The 16,610-nt window shown below is 70.2% G+C and carries 11 protein-coding genes; 5 read left to right on the top strand and 6 right to left on the bottom strand.

What is annotated here, in order from left to right; translation table 11 throughout:
* Window positions 1-135: 135 nt before the first annotated feature.
* The 4 genes from AB0D74_RS30770 to AB0D74_RS30755 form a co-directional block, all read right to left on the bottom strand.
* Window positions 136-1,752, bottom strand: coding sequence for a glycerol-3-phosphate dehydrogenase/oxidase (locus AB0D74_RS30770; protein ID WP_362594272.1), 1,617 nt, complete (start codon window positions 1,750-1,752; stop codon window positions 136-138).
* 53 nt (window positions 1,753-1,805) lie between these two features.
* Complete coding sequence (glpK, locus tag AB0D74_RS30765; protein ID WP_362594270.1) at window positions 1,806-3,347, bottom strand: glycerol kinase GlpK; 1,542 nt, start codon at window positions 3,345-3,347, stop codon at window positions 1,806-1,808.
* Between the two features lie 65 nt (window positions 3,348-3,412).
* Window positions 3,413-4,207 (bottom strand): MIP/aquaporin family protein, encoded by a 795-nt coding sequence (locus AB0D74_RS30760; protein WP_362594268.1) that lies wholly within the window; start codon window positions 4,205-4,207, stop codon window positions 3,413-3,415.
* 383 nt (window positions 4,208-4,590) lie between these two features.
* Window positions 4,591-5,355 carry an IclR family transcriptional regulator gene (locus tag AB0D74_RS30755; RefSeq protein ID WP_351490182.1) on the bottom strand — a complete coding sequence of 255 codons (765 nt, stop codon included), beginning with the start codon at window positions 5,353-5,355 and terminating at the stop codon, window positions 4,591-4,593.
* Window positions 5,356-5,716: 361 nt separating this feature from the next.
* Here AB0D74_RS30755 and metH point away from each other — a divergent pair, with 361 nt between their 5' ends.
* The 3 genes from metH to AB0D74_RS30740 all read left to right on the top strand — a co-directional run bounded on the left by metH (window position 5,717) and on the right by AB0D74_RS30740 (window position 12,092).
* The gene (metH, locus tag AB0D74_RS30750; protein ID WP_362594266.1) at window positions 5,717-9,232 is read left to right on the top strand and encodes a methionine synthase; all 3,516 of its coding nucleotides are present in this window, start codon (window positions 5,717-5,719) and stop codon (window positions 9,230-9,232) included.
* Window positions 9,233-9,362: 130 nt separating this feature from the next.
* Window positions 9,363-10,064, top strand: coding sequence for an HAD family phosphatase (locus tag AB0D74_RS30745; RefSeq protein ID WP_362594264.1), 702 nt, complete (start codon window positions 9,363-9,365; stop codon window positions 10,062-10,064).
* A 423-nt stretch (window positions 10,065-10,487) separates the two neighbouring features.
* A complete protein-coding gene (locus AB0D74_RS30740) occupies window positions 10,488-12,092 on the top strand; it encodes an ABC transporter substrate-binding protein (protein WP_362594262.1) in 1,605 nt (534 codons plus the stop codon).
* Between the two features lie 105 nt (window positions 12,093-12,197).
* Here AB0D74_RS30740 and AB0D74_RS30735 read toward each other — a convergent pair whose 3' ends face one another.
* Both AB0D74_RS30735 and AB0D74_RS30730 read right to left on the bottom strand, forming a co-directional pair.
* Window positions 12,198-12,869 (bottom strand): response regulator transcription factor, encoded by a 672-nt coding sequence (locus AB0D74_RS30735; RefSeq protein WP_030608351.1) that lies wholly within the window; start codon window positions 12,867-12,869, stop codon window positions 12,198-12,200.
* A 16-nt stretch (window positions 12,870-12,885) separates the two neighbouring features.
* Entirely contained in the window at window positions 12,886-13,827 is a 942-nt protein-coding gene (locus tag AB0D74_RS30730; RefSeq protein ID WP_362594260.1) for a RecB family exonuclease, read from the bottom strand.
* A gap of 140 nt (window positions 13,828-13,967) precedes the next feature.
* Here AB0D74_RS30730 and AB0D74_RS30725 point away from each other — a divergent pair, with 140 nt between their 5' ends.
* Complete coding sequence (locus tag AB0D74_RS30725) at window positions 13,968-15,467, top strand: site-2 protease family protein (protein ID WP_362594258.1); 1,500 nt, start codon at window positions 13,968-13,970, stop codon at window positions 15,465-15,467.
* Between the two features lie 150 nt (window positions 15,468-15,617).
* The gene (locus AB0D74_RS30720; RefSeq protein WP_089103073.1) at window positions 15,618-16,520 is read left to right on the top strand and encodes a tRNA (adenine-N1)-methyltransferase; all 903 of its coding nucleotides are present in this window, start codon (window positions 15,618-15,620) and stop codon (window positions 16,518-16,520) included.
* Window positions 16,521-16,610: the final 90 nt, after the last annotated feature.

Here is a 16,610-nt window from a genome sequence, read left to right as displayed (position 1 = left end):
CGGGGCACGGCGGACCCCGCGGGGCACGGCGGGGCCCGCGGGGCACGGCGGGCATGCGAAAGGGGCGGCTCCCAAGGGGAGGGGGAGCCGCCCCTCGCGTGTCCGGCCCCGGTCAGGGGAGGGGCCGGCCGTCCGTCACTTCTTGTCGAGCAGGTCCTGGACCTTGGCCCGGACGTCGTCCGTGGCCAGACCGCGGATCGTCAGGGTGGTCCGGCGGCGCAGCACGTCGTCCGCGGTCTCGGCCCACTCGTGGTCGCGGGCCCAGACGACCTGCGCCCAGATCTCCGGGGCGTCCGGGTGCACGCGCTCGGCGAGCAGCGGGTCCTCGTTGGCGATGCGGGCGATGTCGAAGGCCAGCGAACCGTAGTGCGTGGCCAGGTGCTTCGCCGTGTCGGCGGCCATCCGCGGGCCCGGCGCCGGGTTGTCCACCAGCAGGCGGTGGGCGACGGCGCGGGGGTTGGCGACACCCGGCAGCGGCAGCTTCTTCGGCAGCGAGGCGATGGGCTCGAAGTCGTCGCCCAGCGGGTTGCCCGGCAGCGCCTCCAGCTTCTCCATCACGGTGCGGCCGATGTGCCGGAAGGTGGTCCACTTGCCGCCCGCGACGGACAGCATGCCGCCCCGGCCCTCGGTGACCACGGTCTCCCGCTTGGCCTTCGCGGTGCTGCCGGGGCCGCCCGGCAGCACCCGCAGGCCGGCGAAGGAGTAGGTGATCAGGTCGCGCCGGAGCTGCTGGTCCCGGACGGAGAACGCGGCCTCGTCCAGGATCTGGGATATGTCCTTCTCGGTGACGGACACGTCCGCCGGGTCGCCCTCGTACTCCTCGTCGGTGGTGCCGAGCAGCAGCATGTCCTCCCAGGGGAGGGCGAAGGTGATCCGGTACTTGTCGATGGGGGTGGCGAGCGCGGCCTTCCACGGGGAGGTGCGCTTCAGGACCAGGTGGGCGCCCTTGGACAGGCGGATGGACGGGGCCGCGTTCGGGTCCTCCATCCGGCGCAGGTGGTCGACCCAGGGGCCGGTCGCGTTGAGCACCAGGCGGGCGTTGACGCCGAACTCCTCGCCGGAGACCGCGTCCTTCAGGTCGGCGCCGGTCACCCGGCCCCGGGTGAAGCGCAGGCCGGTGACCTGGGCGTGGTTGAGGACGACCGCGCCCGCCTCGACGGCCGCGCGGACCGTCATCAGCGCCATGCGCGCGTCGTTCATCTGGTCGTCGCCGTACACGGCCACGGCCTTGAGGTTCTCGGTGCGCAGCTCCGGCACGTCCCGCTGGGCCCGGGCGGGCGAGAGCAGGTGGCCGACGCCGTCACCGAACGCGGAGAGCGCGGAGTAGGCGAAGACGCCCGCCCCGAGCTTCGCCGCGCCGTGCGGACCGCCCTTGTACACGGGGAGGTAGAAGGTGAGCGGGTTCGCCAGGTGGGGGGCCACCTGGCGGGAGACCGCACGGCGCTCGAAGTGGTTCTCCGCCACCAGCTTCACCGCGCCGGTCTGCAGGTAGCGCAGACCGCCGTGGAGCAGCTTGGAGGAGGCGGAGGAGGTGGCGCCGGCGAAGTCGCCGGCGTCGACCAGTGCCACCCTGAGCCCGGACTGCGCGGCGTGCCAGGCGGTGGAGATGCCCAGGATGCCGCCGCCGATCACGAGAAGGTCGTACGACGCCTTGGAGAGCTGCTCCCTGGTCTCGGCACGGCTCGGAAGCGAGCCGGAGGCCGGGTGCGTCCCCAGGGCAGGTACGGACTGCAGGGTGGACTGACTGGTCATGTCGGGTTCTTACTCCTCGTCAGAGCTCGATCGTGAGAGCGTGTGCGCTCTCGTCAGCTCTCGTCGTCGTCGATCCAGCCCATGGTCCGGTCGACGGCCTTGAGCCAGTTCTTGTACTCACGGTCGCGGGTCTCCGCGTCCATGCGGGGGGTCCATTCGGCGGCCCGGCGCCAGTTGGCGCGCAGTTCGTCGGTGCCGGACCAGAAGCCGACGGCGAGGCCGGCGGCGTAGGCGGCGCCGAGGCAGGTGGTCTCGGCGACCATCGGGCGCACCACGGGTGCGTCGAGGACGTCGGCGAGCTGCTGCATCAGCAGGTTGTTGGCGGTCATGCCACCGTCGACCTTGAGGGCCACCAGCTCGTCGCCGGAGTCCTTCACCATGGCGTCCGCGATCTCGCGGGTCTGCCAGGCGGTGGCCTCCAGGACGGCGCGGGCCAGGTGCGCCTTGGTGACGTACCGGGTCAGGCCGGCGATGACACCGCGGGCGTCGGAACGCCAGTGCGGGGCGAACAGGCCGGAGAAGGCCGGCACGAAGTAGGCGCCGCCGTTGTCCTCGACCGAGAGCGCGAGCGTCTCGATCTCGGCCGCCGTGGAGATCAGGCCCATCTGGTCGCGCATCCACTGCACCAGCGAACCGGTGACGGCGATCGAGCCCTCCAGCGCGAACACGGTCGGCTGGTCGCCGATCTTGTAGCCGACCGTGGTCAGCAGGCCCGCGTAGGAGTTGATGATCTTGTCACCGGTGTTCATCACCATGAAGGTGCCGGTGCCGTAGGTGGACTTGACCTCGCCCTCGGAGAAGCAGCACTGGCCGAACAGGGCCGCCTGCTGGTCGCCGAGCGCGGAGGCGACGGGGATGCCGCCGAGCAGGTCGCCGAGCGACCCGCCGGTGACCTCGCCGTAGACCTCGGCGGAGGAGCGGATCTCGGGGAGGATCTGGAGCGGCACGCCGATGGACTCGGCGATCTTCTCGTCCCACTGCGTGGTGTGCAGGTTCATGAGAAGGGTGCGGGAGGCGTTGGTCACGTCGGTGACGTGCTTGCCGCCGTTGACACCGCCGGTCAGGTTCCAGATGACCCAGGTGTCCATGGTGCCGAAGAGGATGTCGCCCGCCTCGGCGCGCTCCTGGAGGCCGTCGACGTTGTCGAGCAGCCAGCGGGCCTTGGGGCCGGCGAAGTAGGACGCCAGCGGGAGGCCGGTCTCGCGGCGGAAGCGGTCCTGGCCGACGTTGCGGCCGAGCTCCTTGCACAGGGCGTCGGTGCGGGTGTCCTGCCAGACGATGGCGTTGTGGACGGGCTCACCGGTGTTCTTGTCCCACAGCACGGTGGTCTCGCGCTGGTTGGTGATGCCGATGGCCTTGATGTCGTCGCGGGTGATGCCGGCCTTCTGGATGGCCCCGGCGACGACTTCCTGGACGTTGGTCCAGATCTCGTTGGCGTTGTGCTCGACCCAGCCCGGCTTCGGGAAGATCTGCTCGTGCTCCTTCTGGTCGACCGAGACGATACGGCCGTCCTTGTCGAAGACGATGCAGCGGCTGGAGGTGGTGCCCTGGTCGATCGCGGCGATGAAGGGGCCTGCGGTGTGGGCGTCGGTCACTGTGTGCTCCTCAGAGGTCCGTGGTGTGGGGCGGTACGTCTGTTTCTTAGGCGAGGCCTGCTGGTCTAAGCGAAGGCGACGTTGTAGATACCCGCGGCTATGGCTCCGCCGATCAGCGGGCCGACCACCGGGATCCAGGCGTAGCTCCAGTCGGAACCACCCTTGTTGGGCAGGGGGAGGAGTGCGTGCACGATGCGCGGGCCGAGGTCACGGGCCGGGTTGATCGCGTAGCCGGTCGGGCCGCCGAGCGAGAGGCCGATGGAGACGACGACCAGAGCGGTGATCAGGCCGCCCAGCACGCCGAGGCCGTTGCCCTTGTCGTTGAGGCCCTGGGTGAGGACCGCGAGGATCAGCACGACGGTGCCGATGATCTCCGTGGCGAGGTTCTGCACCGCGTTCCGGATCTCCGGACCCGTGGAGAAGATGCCGAGCACCGGACCGGCGCCGGTCTCCTCGGCCTCGACGGCCTTGGCCGCGGTGGCCTGCGCGCCCGGACCGCCGACGATCTCCTTGTCGGTGAGGTGCGCGTGGAACTGGCCGTAGTAGGCGACCCACACCAGGGAGGCGCCGATCATCGCGCCGAGCAGCTGTCCGGCGAAGTAGACCGGGACGTTGCTCCAGTCGCTGTTCTTGATGGCGAGAGCGACGGTGACGGCCGGGTTGAGGTGGGCACCGGACAGCGGTCCGGAGATGTAGACCGCCGTCATGACGGCGAAGCCCCAACCGAAGGCGATGGCGAGCCAGCCGGCGTTGCGGGCCTTGGAGGCCTTGAGGGTCACGGCGGCGCAGACGCCGCCGCCGAGCAGGATGAGTATGGCGGTACCGATGGTCTCGCCGATGAAGATGTCGGAGCTGGACACCCGCGACTCCTTTGTCCTTCGTCCAGGGAAGCCGAACCCCGAGTCCCTTCGGGGTGTTGGCGCCCTCGGGGGTGAGAGCGATGTCGGCCTATGGCGTTGTCACACTCTAGCGCGTATTGCCGGTAGGTGTTCGACAATGCCGACCGATGGACGGGAGTCTTGCTCCGGCGTTACGCGTGCGTCAAGAGTTCTGTTATCGAAAGTGCGATCGTTATTGATTGCTGTGGGTTATCGATGAGTCGGGTCGTCCGCCGGGTGTCCTGCGTTAACTCCACTGATCTGCCGATTTGATGGATTTATGCCTGTTATGTCCATCTCAGGGTACGGCTGAGGCCGGTCCGCCACACGCGAACCGGCCTCGGTCGTCGATCAGGGGCGCGCCGTCAGAACCGGCCCGCGCCCAGGTCCCGCGAGACCGCGCGGGCACAGTCCCGCACCGCCGCGATCAGGTCGGGGCGCAGCTCCCCGTCCTTGCAGAGCCGCTCCACCGCGCCCGTGATGCCCACCGCGCCCACCGGCATCCGGCGGCGGTCGTGGATCGGGGCCGCGACCGAGGCCACGCCCTCCCAGGTCTCCTCCACGTCGGCCGCGTACCCGCGGGCCCGCGTGATGTCGAGGATGTGCTCGAAGGCGTCCAGGTCGCAGGTGGTGCGGTCGGTGAAGGGCTTGCGGTCGGCCTCCAGCGCCTCGCTGTGCGCCACCGGGTCGTAGGCCGACAGCACCTTGCCGAGGGCCGTGGAGTGCAGCGGCTGCATGGCGCCGATCTCCAGCACCTGCCGGCTGTCGTCGGGCCGGAAGACGTGGTGCACGATCAGCACGCCCTGCTGGTGCAGCACGCCCAGGTAGACGCTCTCCCCGCTGGAGCGGGCCAGGTCGTCCGTCCACACCAGGGCCCGGGCCCGCAGCTCGTGGATGTCCAGGTAGGTGGTGCCGAGCCGGAGCAGCTCGGCGCCCAGCTGGTAGCGGCCCGAGACGTCGTCCTGCTCGACGAACCCCTCCTGCTGGAGGGTGCGGAGTATGCCGTGGGCGGTTCCCTTGGCGAGGCCCAGCGACGAGGCGATGTCCGACAGGCCGAGCCGTCGCTCGCCGCCCGCGAGCAGCCGCAGCATCGCGGCCGCCCGTTCGAGCGACTGGATGTTCCGTGCCATCGCCGTTCTGCCTCCGTCCCCTGTGACCCTCACCGTCACGGCGCCGTAACCATCGTTCGGCAATGCCGAACACTACCGGTCCATGTCGACTCACCGCTAATGGGCGGTCGACATCCGTTACTTCACGCGTGGCCCGCCCTTGGGCGTCCGGCCACGCACGTCCGCCCCGCACCATGACCCGTGAGCGGCCGAAACGCCATGGCCGGCGTCATACTGCCCGCCCCGCCGGTCACTCGTCCGCCACATGGACGCCCTGCCCATCCAAGCCCACTCCCGGTTACGCTGGCGCCGTGCGTCCGTACCCGGGTCCGCCCTGGGAGACCGCATAGCCGACAGCCGTCGCATCCAAGGGAGCCCCTCCATGGCCTCGTCGCCACCGTCCCCTTCCGCCGACAGCCGGACCCGCGTGTCCGCGCTCCGCGAGGCGCTCGCCACCCGTGTGGTGGTCGCCGACGGAGCCATGGGCACCATGCTCCAGGCGCAGGACCCCACGCTCGACGACTTCCAGCAGCTGGAAGGCTGCAACGAGATCCTGAACCTGACCCGCCCCGACATCGTGCGCTCCGTCCACGAGGCGTACTTCGACACGGGCGTGGACTGCGTCGAGACGAACACGTTCGGCGCCAACTACGCGGCGCTCGCCGAGTACGACATCCCCGAGCGCGTCTTCGAGCTGTCCGAGGCCGGCGCCCGCATCGCCCGCGAGAGTGCCGACGGCTACCTCGCCCGCGACGGCCGGCAGCGCTGGGTCCTCGGCTCCATCGGCCCCGGCACCAAGCTGCCCACGCTCGGGCACGTCGGGTACACCACGATCCGCGACGCCTTCCAGCAGAACGCCGAGGGCCTGATCGCGGGCGGCGCCGACGCGCTGATCGTGGAGACGACCCAGGACCTGCTCCAGACCAAGGCGGCCGTGATCGGCGCCCACCGCGCCCGTGAGATCGCCGGCCTGGACGTCCCGATCATCGTCTCCGTCACCGTCGAGACCACCGGCACCATGCTGCTGGGCTCCGAGATCGGCGCCGCGCTCACCGCGCTGGAGCCGCTCGGCATCGACATGATCGGCATGAACTGCGCCACCGGCCCCGCCGAGATGAGCGAGCACCTGCGCTACCTCTCCCGGCACTCCCGCATCGCGCTTGCCTGCATGCCGAACGCCGGCCTGCCCGTCCTCGGCAAGAACGGCGCCAGCTACCCGCTCACCCCGTCGGAGCTGGCCGACGCCCACGAGACCTTCGTCCGCGACTACGGCCTCTCCCTCATCGGCGGCTGCTGCGGCACCACCCCCGAGCACCTGCGCCAGGTGGTCGAGCGGGTCCGCGGCGTCACCCCGCCCGAGCGCAGCCCGCACCCCGAGCCCGGCGCCGCCTCCCTCTACCAGACGGTCCCGTTCCGCCAGGACACCTCCTACCTGGCCATCGGCGAGCGCACCAACGCCAACGGCTCCAAGAAGTTCCGCGAGGCCATGCTCGCGGCCCGCTGGGACGACTGCGTGGAGATGGCCCGCGAGCAGATCCGCGAGGGCGCCCACATGCTGGACCTCTGCGTGGACTACGTCGGCCGCGACGGCGTCGCCGACATGGAGGAACTGGCCGGCCGCTTCGCCACCGCCTCCACCCTGCCGATCGTCCTCGACTCCACCGAGGTCGACGTCATCCAGGCGGGCCTGGAGAAGCTCGGTGGCCGCGCGGTCATCAACTCCGTCAACTACGAGGACGGCGACGGCCCCGAGTCCCGGTTCGCCAAGGTCACCAAGCTGGCGCGTGAGCACGGCGCCGCGCTGATCGCGCTGACCATCGACGAGGAGGGCCAGGCCCGCACCCCGGAGAAGAAGGTCGAGATCGCCGAACGGCTCATCGACGACCTCACCGGGAACTGGGGCATCCACGAGTCGGACATCCTCATCGACACCCTGACCTTCACCATCTGCACCGGCCAGGAGGAGTCCCGGGGGGACGGCATCGCCACCATCGAGGCGATCCGCGAGCTCAAGCGCCGCCACCCGGACGTCCAGACCACCCTCGGCCTGTCCAACATCTCCTTCGGCCTCAACCCGGCCGCCCGCATCCTGCTGAACTCCGTCTTCCTCGACGAATGCGTCAAGGCGGGCCTGGACTCCGCGATCGTGCACGCCAGCAAGATCCTGCCGATCGCCCGCTTCAGCGAGGAGGAGGTGCAGACCGCCCTCGACCTCGTCCACGACCGCCGCACCGAGGGCTACGACCCGCTCCAGAAGCTGATGGCCCTCTTCGAGGGCGCCACCGCCAAGTCCCTGAAGGCCGGCAAGGCCGAGGAACTGGCCGCCCTCCCGCTGGAGGAGCGCCTCAAGCGCCGCATCATCGACGGCGAGAAGAACGGCCTGGAGGCCGACCTCGACGCGGCCCTCCAGGACCGCCCCGCCCTCGACATCGTCAACGAGACCCTCCTGGACGGCATGAAGGTCGTCGGCGAGCTGTTCGGCTCCGGCCAGATGCAGCTCCCGTTCGTCCTCCAGTCCGCCGAGGTCATGAAGGCCGCCGTCGCCCACCTCGAACCGCACATGGAGAAGTCGGACTCCGAGGGCAAGGGCACCATCGTGCTGGCCACCGTCCGCGGCGACGTGCACGACATCGGCAAGAACCTCGTCGACATCATCCTGTCCAACAACGGCTACAACGTCGTCAACCTCGGCATCAAGCAGCCCGTCTCCGCGATCCTGGAGGCCGCCGACGAGCACCGGGCCGACGTCATCGGCATGTCCGGCCTGCTGGTCAAGTCCACGGTGATCATGAAGGAGAACCTGGAGGAGCTCAACCAGCGCGGCCTCGCGGCCACTTACCCGGTCATCCTGGGCGGCGCCGCCCTCACCCGCGCCTACGTCGAGCAGGACCTGCACGAGCTCTACGAGGGCGAGGTCCGCTACGCCCGCGACGCCTTCGAGGGCCTGCGCCTCATGGACGCCCTCATCGGCGTCAAGCGCGGCCTGCCCGGCGCCGTGCTGCCCGAGCTGAAGCAGCGCCGGGTGCGGCCCACGGCCACCGTCGAGGTGGAGGAGCGGCCCGAGGAGGGCCACGTCCGCTCCGACGTAGCCGTCGACAACCCGGTGCCCGCCCCGCCGTTCTGGGACACCCGCGTCATCAAGGGCATCCAGCTCAAGGAGTACGCGAGCTGGCTGGACGAGGGCGCCCTCTTCAAGGGCCAGTGGGGCCTCAAGCAGGCCCGCACCGGCGAGGGACCGACCTACGAGGAACTCGTCGAGACCGAGGGCCGGCCCCGGCTGCGCGGCCTCCTCGACCAGCTCCAGACGGAGAACCTGCTGGAAGCGGCCGTGGTCTACGGCTACTTCCCCTGCGTCTCCAAGGACGACGACCTGATCATCCTGGACGAACAGGGCAACGAGCGCACCCGGTTCACCTTCCCGCGCCAGCGCCGCGGCCGTCGGCTCTGCCTCGCCGACTTCTTCCGCCCGGAGGAGTCCGGCGAGACGGACGTGGTCGGCCTCCAGGTCGTCACCGTCGGCTCCCGCATCGGCGAGCAGACCGCCAAGCTCTTCGAGGCCAACTCCTACCGCGACTACCTCGAACTGCACGGCCTCTCCGTCCAGCTGGCCGAGGCCCTCGCCGAGTACTGGCACGCACGGGTGCGCTCCGAACTCGGCTTCGCCGCCGAGGACCCCGGCGACATCGAGGACATGTTCGCCCTGAAGTACCGGGGCGCCCGCTTCTCCCTCGGCTACGGCGCCTGCCCCAACCTGGAGGACCGCGCCAAGATCGCCGACCTGCTCCGGCCCGAGCGGATCGGCGTCCACCTGTCCGAGGAGTTCCAGCTGCACCCCGAGCAGTCCACGGACGCGATCGTGATCCACCACCCGGAGGCGAAGTACTTCAACGCCCGCTGAGCGGTACGCTCGCACCGAGACGTGTCCCACAGAGCACACTGATCGGATAAGTCGTACACTGGTCGGTCCACAGCAGGCCGGTTCCCCGCATGGGAACCGGCCTGGTCGTCCCTCAAGGAGGTGTGTGGATTTGACCAGCACGGTCCCCACGCTCGGAACCCGTACGGCGGAAGGCTCGGCCCTCCAGGCGGTGCTCCTCGACATGGACGGCACCCTGGTGGACACCGAGGGCTTCTGGTGGGACGTCGAGGTCGAGATCTTCGCCCGCCTCGGCCACGCCCTCGACGACTCCTGGCGCCATGTCGTGGTCGGCGGCCCCATGACCCGCAGCGCCGGGTTCCTCATCGAGGCCACCGGTGCCGCCATCACGCTCGCCGAGCTCAGCGTGCTGCTCAACGAGGGCTTCGAGGCGCGCATCGGCACCGCCCTGCCGCTGATGCCCGGCGCCCAGCGGCTGCTCGCCGAGCTGTACGAGCAGCAGATCCCCACCGCCCTGGTCTCCGCCTCGCACCGGCGCATCATCGACCGGGTCCTGACCTCACTGGGCCCCCAGCACTTCGCGCTGTCCGTCGCCGGCGACGAGGTCTCGCGCACCAAGCCCCACCCGGACCCGTATCTGCTCGCCGCCGCCGGGCTGGGCGTGGATCCGGCCAGGTGCGCGGTGGTCGAGGACACCGCTACGGGCGTCGCCGCCGCCGAGGCCGCCGGCTGCCAGGTGGTCGCCGTCCCGTCCGTCGCGCCGATCGCCCCCGCCGCACGGCGTACCGTGGTGACCTCCCTGGAAGAGGTCGACCTGGCTTTTCTGCGCGGGCTGATGACGGAAATGGGCTAGCCGTTCACCCAGCGTGCAAAGCTCATTGGCCGAAATCCCGACACCGGTCATTCAACGGAATTCGCAACTGTTCAACCGGCTGAATTCCGATACTCCGTCACAGAAATGCGCATGTGACGTTCCCCACGTGTGGGATGCTCGACAACGTTGCCCGCTTGTGCAGCCCGCCCCCGTTCGAGGGGAAACGGGGCGACCTTGTGTCCCGATTGGGGAGACGCTGCACTAATCCTGCCGCTGTCGGGTTTTCGGTCCGTCCGCAACCGGTTCCCCTGCGTGATGGGACCTCAACTCACGCCGCTGCCAACCGTCCTGCGGGCGCGGACTAATCTCGTCGCGAGAACATCGCCGTAACCCCCGTGATCCGCTTCGACACCCCATGTATGCGGGATACACGGACACGAACAGCTCTGGAGAACTTCGAGCATGAACCGTAAGACTTTGGTGCTGCCGGCCGTGGTCGGCCTGCTCGCTCCGGTGCTCGCCGCCTGCGGTGGATCCGACAGCGGGAGCAGCAGCAGCGACGCGATCGTCGTCGGCACCACCGACGGGTTCACTGCCACGAAGGACGCCCCGGCGCCCATCGACCCGGCGTACTCCTACGACGTCGGCGGCTGGAACATCCTGCGCCAGACCGTGCAGACCCTCATGTCCCAGCCCAAGGGCGAGGGCGACCCGGTCCCCGACGCCGCCGAGAGCTGCTCCTTCACCGACAGCGGCAGCGAGCGCTACGCCTGCAAGCTGCGCGAGGGCCTGAAGTTCTCCGACGGCAACGCCGTCACCGCCGAGGACGTCAAGTGGTCCATCGAGCGCGCCCTGCGCATCAAGTCGGACAGCGGGGTCTACGGCCTCCTCACGAACATCGACACCATCGAGACGCAGGGCGACCGCGAGGTCGTCTTCCACCTCAAGACCGCCGACGCCACCTTCCCGTACAAGCTGTCCACTCCGGTCGCGGGCATCCTGAACCCGAAGGACTACGAGAAGGACAAGCTCCGCGACGGCTTCGACATCGACGGTTCCGGCCCCTACACCTTCAAGGCCGACGTCAAGAACGACGAGCTCGTCTCCGCCACCTTCACCAAGAACCCGAACTACAAGGGCAGCGTGAAGGTGAACAACGAGCAGGTCGTCCTGCGCTCGTACAAGGACGCCGCCGCCATGGGCGAGGCGATCGACAAGGGCGACATCGACGTCATGACCCGCTCCATGTCGCCGGCCCAGATCAACAAGCTCGACGCCGGCACCGACAAGAACGTCGGCCTCGTCGAGATGTCCGGCCTGGAGATCCGCTACCTCGGCTTCAACACCGACGCGCCCTCCGTCAAGGCCAAGGCCGTCCGGCAGGCCATGGCCCAGATCGTCAACCGCGACGAACTCGTCTCCAAGGTGTACGGCCAGCAGGCCGAGCCGCTGTACTCGCTGGTCCCGGCCTCCATCACCGGCCACTCCAACGCCTTCTTCAACAAGTACGGCGACCCCAGCGTCGCCAAGGCCAAGAGCCTGATGACCGCGGCGAACATCACCACCCCGGTCAAGCTCACGCTGCACTACACGACCGACCACTACGGCCCTGCCACCAAGCAGGAGTTCGAGGTCCTCAAGCAGCAGCTCAACGACAGCGGGCTGTTCGACGTCAGCATCGAGGGCACCCCCTGGTCGACCTACCAGACGGCCGAGCGCAAGGGCGCCTACGACGTCTACGGCATGGGCTGGTTCCCCGACTTCCCGGACGCCGACAACTTCCTCGCGCCGTTCCTCGACAAGGACAACTTCCTCAAGTCGCCCTACGTCAACAACCGGATCATCAACACGCTGATCCCGGAATCCCGCCGCGAGGCCGACCGGGCCAGCGCCACCGGCAGCCTGAACGAGATCCAGGACGACGTCGCCAACGACGTCCCCATGCTGCCCCTGTGGCAGGGCAAGCAGTACGTCGCCGCCCGCGACGACATCACGGGCGTCGCCTACGCGCTCAACTCCTCCGCCAGCCTCCAGCTGTGGGAGCTCGGCCGCGGCTCCAGCAGCTGACACCCGGTCACACCACGCTTCGAGCGTGAAGGGGCCCCTCTCCCGACCGGGAGAGGGGCCCCTTCACGTGGACAGTCGTGGCGCAGGCGCAGCCGGTACCGCCGGCTACTGCGCGCCGGGGCGCACCAGACCGCTCTCGTACGCGTACACCGCCGCCTGCACCCGGTCCCGCAGCCCCAGCTTGGTCAGCACATGCCCGACATGGGTCTTCACCGTGGTCTCGCTGACGAACAGGTCCGCGGCGATCTCCGCGTTCGACAGCCCCCGCGCCACCAGCTTCAGCACCTCCACCTCACGGTCGGTGAGCGTGTGCAGGGTGTCCGGCACCGGCTCCTCACCGGACGGCAGATGCGTCGCGTACTTGTCCAGCAGCCGGCGCGTGATGCTCGGTGCCAGCATCGCCTCGCCGTTCGCCACCACCCGGATCGCCTGCACCAGCTCGTTGGCCGGGGCGTCCTTCAGCAGGAAGCCGCTGGCCCCCGCCCGCAGCGCCTCCACCACGTACTCGTCCAGATCGAACGTGGTCAGTACCAGCACCTTCGCCGGACCGTCCCGGCCAGGACCGGTGATCTGCCGGGTCGCCTCCACGCCGTCCATCCGCGGCATCCGGATGTCCATCAGCACCACATCGGGCTGGAGGGCGCGCACCTGGTCGAGTGCCTGCAGGCCGTCTCCGGCCTCGCCCACGACCGCGATGTCCTGCTCGGCCTCCAGAATCATCCGGAACCCGGTACGCAGCAGCGGCTGGTCGTCGACCAGTAGGACGCGGATGGCCACGGTGAGTCTCCTTCTGCTAGTCCGCGCCCATTCTGCCCTGCGGCACGTCCCCGGACGCGGCCGACCTCACCGGCAGCGGATACGGCGGGGGAGTGCCGCCGAACTCCGGGCAGTGCGCCTGATGGTCGCACCAGCCGCACAGCTTCGTCGGCCGCGGTCGCCACTCACCCGACTCCGTCGCCTCCCGGATCGCCTCCCACAGCGCGAGCAGCTTGCGCTCCACCCGCTGCAGATCGGCGAGGACCGGGTCGTACGTCAGCACGTCACCACTGCCGAGATAGACCAGCTGAAGCCGCCTCGGCACCACGTTCTTCAGCCGCCACACCACCAGCGCGTAGAACTTCATCTGGAACAGCGCGCCCTCGGCGTACTCCGGCCGCGGCGCCTTGCCCGTCTTGTAGTCGACGATCCGCACCTCACCCGTCGGCGCCACGTCGACCCGGTCGATGATCCCGCGCAGCCGCAGCCCCGACTCCAGCTCCGTCTCCACGAACAGCTCCCGCTCCACGGGCTCCAGCCGGGCCGGATCCTCCAGCGTGAACCAGCGCTCGACCAGTTGCTCCGCCTCGCCCAGCCAGCGGGTCAGCCGCTCGCCCTCGGGATCGTCGGCGAACAGCTCACCGACCTCGGGCCTGCTCTCCCGCAGCCGGTCCCACTGCCCGGGAACCAGCGACTTGGCGCGCGGCGCCGTCCGCTCGGCCGCGGGCGCGTCGAAGAGCCGCTCGAGGACCGCGTGCACCAGCGTCCCCCGCGTCGCCGCCTCGCTCGGCTTCTCCGGCAGCCGGTCGATCACCCGGAACCGGTACAGCAACGGACACTGCATGAAGTCACTGGCCCGCGACGGCGACAGCGAGCCGGGCGGCGCGGCGGGCCGCCCCGAAACCGCCGTGACCGGCTCGTCTCCCTGCGCGACGACCGCGCCCCGATCCCGCGCGGCGTCCTCGATGCTGCTGTCCATGACCACAGACCATACGGCCCGCCACTGACAGTCACCCAACCCGCACGACGCCCCGGCCAACACAGGGGGTGCCGGGGCGAAACACGCCACGACAGCCGCATACCATCGACCAGAGAAGACGCATCTAACGAGGGGACACCGTGGACGTGAGCGGCGGCAGCGGGCAGCCCCGGTCGGACAACGCCGAACCGACACGGCAGACGACCGGCGCGGAGCCCGCACCCCCAGTCCCGCAGACCCCCGGGAAACCGGCGACCACGGCGGCGCCCGAGGAGCCCGGACAGCCCGGACAGCCCGAGACGGCCGACGCACCGGACCCCGCACCCGCACCGCACACCGACGCGACCCCCGAAGACCGCGAAGACCGCGAGGCCCGCGACGACGCCCCCACCGACGCTCCCCCTGCCGCTCCCGGCGCAGGCGACGGACCGGCACCCGCGCCGTCCCCGCCCCGCATGACCAAGGGACGGCCACCGCAGCGGCCCAAGGAACCCGGCGGCGGACTGCTCATGGGGCGGCCCTTCGGCGTCCCCGTCTACGTCGCCCCCAGCTGGTTCGTCGTCGCGGCGCTGATCACCTGGGTCTTCGGCGGCCAGCTCGACCGCGTGCTCCCCGAACTCGGCGCCGCCCGCTACCTCGTCTCCCTCTTCTTCGCCATCGCCTTCTACGCCTCCGTCCTGATCCACGAACTCGCCCACACGGTCGCCGCGATCCGCTTCAACCTCCCCGTCCGCCGCATCCAGCTCCAGTTCTTCGGCGGCGTCTCGGAGATCGAGAAAGAGGCCGAGACCCCCGGCCGCGAGTTCGTGCTGGCCTTCGTCGGCCCGCTGCTCTCCCTCGTCCTCTCCGGCCTCTTCTACCTCGCCATGCAGCCCGTCGAGCCCGGCACCGTCCCCGGCGTCCTGCTGGCCGGCCTGATGGTCTCCAACCTCATCGTCGCCGCCTTCAACCTGCTGCCCGGCCTGCCCCTCGACGGCGGCCGGATGCTCCGCGCCGTCGTCTGGAAGATCACCGGCAAGCCCATGAGCGGCACCGTCGCCGCCGCCTGGGTCGGCCGCGCCCTCGCCGTCTCCGTCCTCATCGGCCTCCCGCTGCTCAACCACTGGGGCTCCTTCGGCGGCGGCACCGACGACAGCAGCGGCATGAACGCCGTCACCGACGCCCTGCTCGCCGCCATCCTCGCCGCCATCATCTGGACCGGCGCCGGCAACAGCCTCCGCATGGCCCGCCTCCGCGAACACCTCCCGGAACTGCGCGCCCGCACCCTCACCCGCCGCGCCGTCCCCGTCGAGACCGACACCCCGCTCTCCGAGGCCCTGCGCCGCGCCAACGCCGCCGGCGCCCGCGCCCTGGTCATCGTCGACGCCGACGGCAACCCGCTCTCCCTCGTCCGCGAGGCCGCGATCGTCGGCGTACCCGAACACCGCCGCCCCTGGGTCGCCGTCAGCGGCCTCGCCCAGGACCTCACCGACGGCATGCGCGTCTCCGCGGAACTCGCCGGCGAAGACCTCCTCGACGTCCTGCGCGCCACCCCCGCCACCGAATACCTGGTCGTCGAGGAGACCGGCGAGATCTACGGCGTCCTGTCAGCCGCAGACGTCGAGCGCGCCTTCGTCAGAGCAATGGCACGGCCCGCCTGAAGCGCCCCGGCTCGCAAGGTCCCGCCTCGGAAGCGCCTGTAAGGGGCGCGGGGAACTGCGCGAGCAACCACGACGCACCCGCACCGTTCCCACGACCGAAGGCGCCCTTCGTTGGTCCGAGCCGCCCGCAGGGCCCGGTAGGCTGTTCACATGTCCGAACCGACCGGTGCCGCCCGCAGGCGCGGGCCCTTCAAGGTCGGGGACCAGGTACAGCTGACCGACCCCAAGGGTCGCCACTACACGTTCACGCTCGAAGCCGGGAAGAACTTCCACACCCACAAGGGCTCCTTCCCGCACGACGAACTGATCGGCGCTCCCGAGGGCAGCGTTGTCCGCACCACCGGCAACGTCGCCTACCTCGCGCTGCGCCCCCTGCTCCCCGACTACGTCCTGTCCATGCCCCGCGGGGCCGCCGTCGTCTACCCCAAGGACGCGGGGCAGATCCTCTCCTTCGCCGACATCTTCCCCGGCGCCCGCGTCGTCGAAGCCGGCGTCGGCTCCGGATCGCTCAGCAGCTTCCTGCTGCGCGCCATCGGCGACCAGGGCATGCTGCACAGCTACGAGCGCCGCGCGGACTTCGCCGAGATCGCCCAGCAGAACGTCGAGCGCTACTTCGGCGGCCCGCACCCCGCCTGGCAGCTCACCGTCGGCGACCTCCAGGACAACCTCTCGGACACCGACGTCGACCGGGTCATCCTCGACATGCTCGCCCCCTGGGAATGCCTGGAGGCCGTCTCCAAGGCACTCGTCCCCGGCGGCATCCTGTGCTGCTACGTCGCCACCACCACCCAGCTCGCGCGGACCGTCGAGTCCATCCGCGAGATCGGCTGCTTCAACGAGCCGACCTCCTGGGAGACGATGATCCGCAACTGGCACGTGGAAGGCCTCGCCGTCCGCCCCGACCACCGGATGATCGGCCACACCGGCTTCCTGCTCACCGCCCGCCGCCTCGCCGACGGGGTCGAGCCGCCCATGCGCCGCCGCCGCCCCGCCAAGGGCGCCTACGGCGAGGACTACGACGGCCCCAACGCCGACGGCGGCGCCGGCCGCTGAGCCCGTCCCCGCAGCCGATCCAACGTACGAGTGCCGCCGCCGAGTTCCCGTGGGTCGGGGAACTCGGCGTGACCCGGCTGGAGGAGGAGC

This window comes from Streptomyces sp. NPDC048278 (assembly GCF_040652195.1).
Lineage (GTDB): Bacteria > Actinomycetota > Actinomycetes > Streptomycetales > Streptomycetaceae > Streptomyces.
Note: the sequence above shows the minus strand (reverse complement) of the source record. Positions and strands in the feature narration are given on the sequence as shown.

Coding starts and splice junctions, on each gene's coding strand:
- AB0D74_RS30730 (WP_362594260.1), bottom strand. CDS start 13,827: ATGGACAGCAGCATCGAGGACGCCGCGCGGGATCGGGGCGCGGTCGTC.
- AB0D74_RS30720 (WP_089103073.1), top strand. CDS start 15,618: ATGTCCGAACCGACCGGTGCCGCCCGCAGGCGCGGGCCCTTCAAGGTC.
- AB0D74_RS30770 (WP_362594272.1), bottom strand. CDS start 1,752: ATGACCAGTCAGTCCACCCTGCAGTCCGTACCTGCCCTGGGGACGCAC.
- AB0D74_RS30740 (WP_362594262.1), top strand. CDS start 10,488: ATGAACCGTAAGACTTTGGTGCTGCCGGCCGTGGTCGGCCTGCTCGCT.
- AB0D74_RS30755 (WP_351490182.1), bottom strand. CDS start 5,355: ATGGCACGGAACATCCAGTCGCTCGAACGGGCGGCCGCGATGCTGCGG.
- metH (WP_362594266.1), top strand. CDS start 5,717: ATGGCCTCGTCGCCACCGTCCCCTTCCGCCGACAGCCGGACCCGCGTG.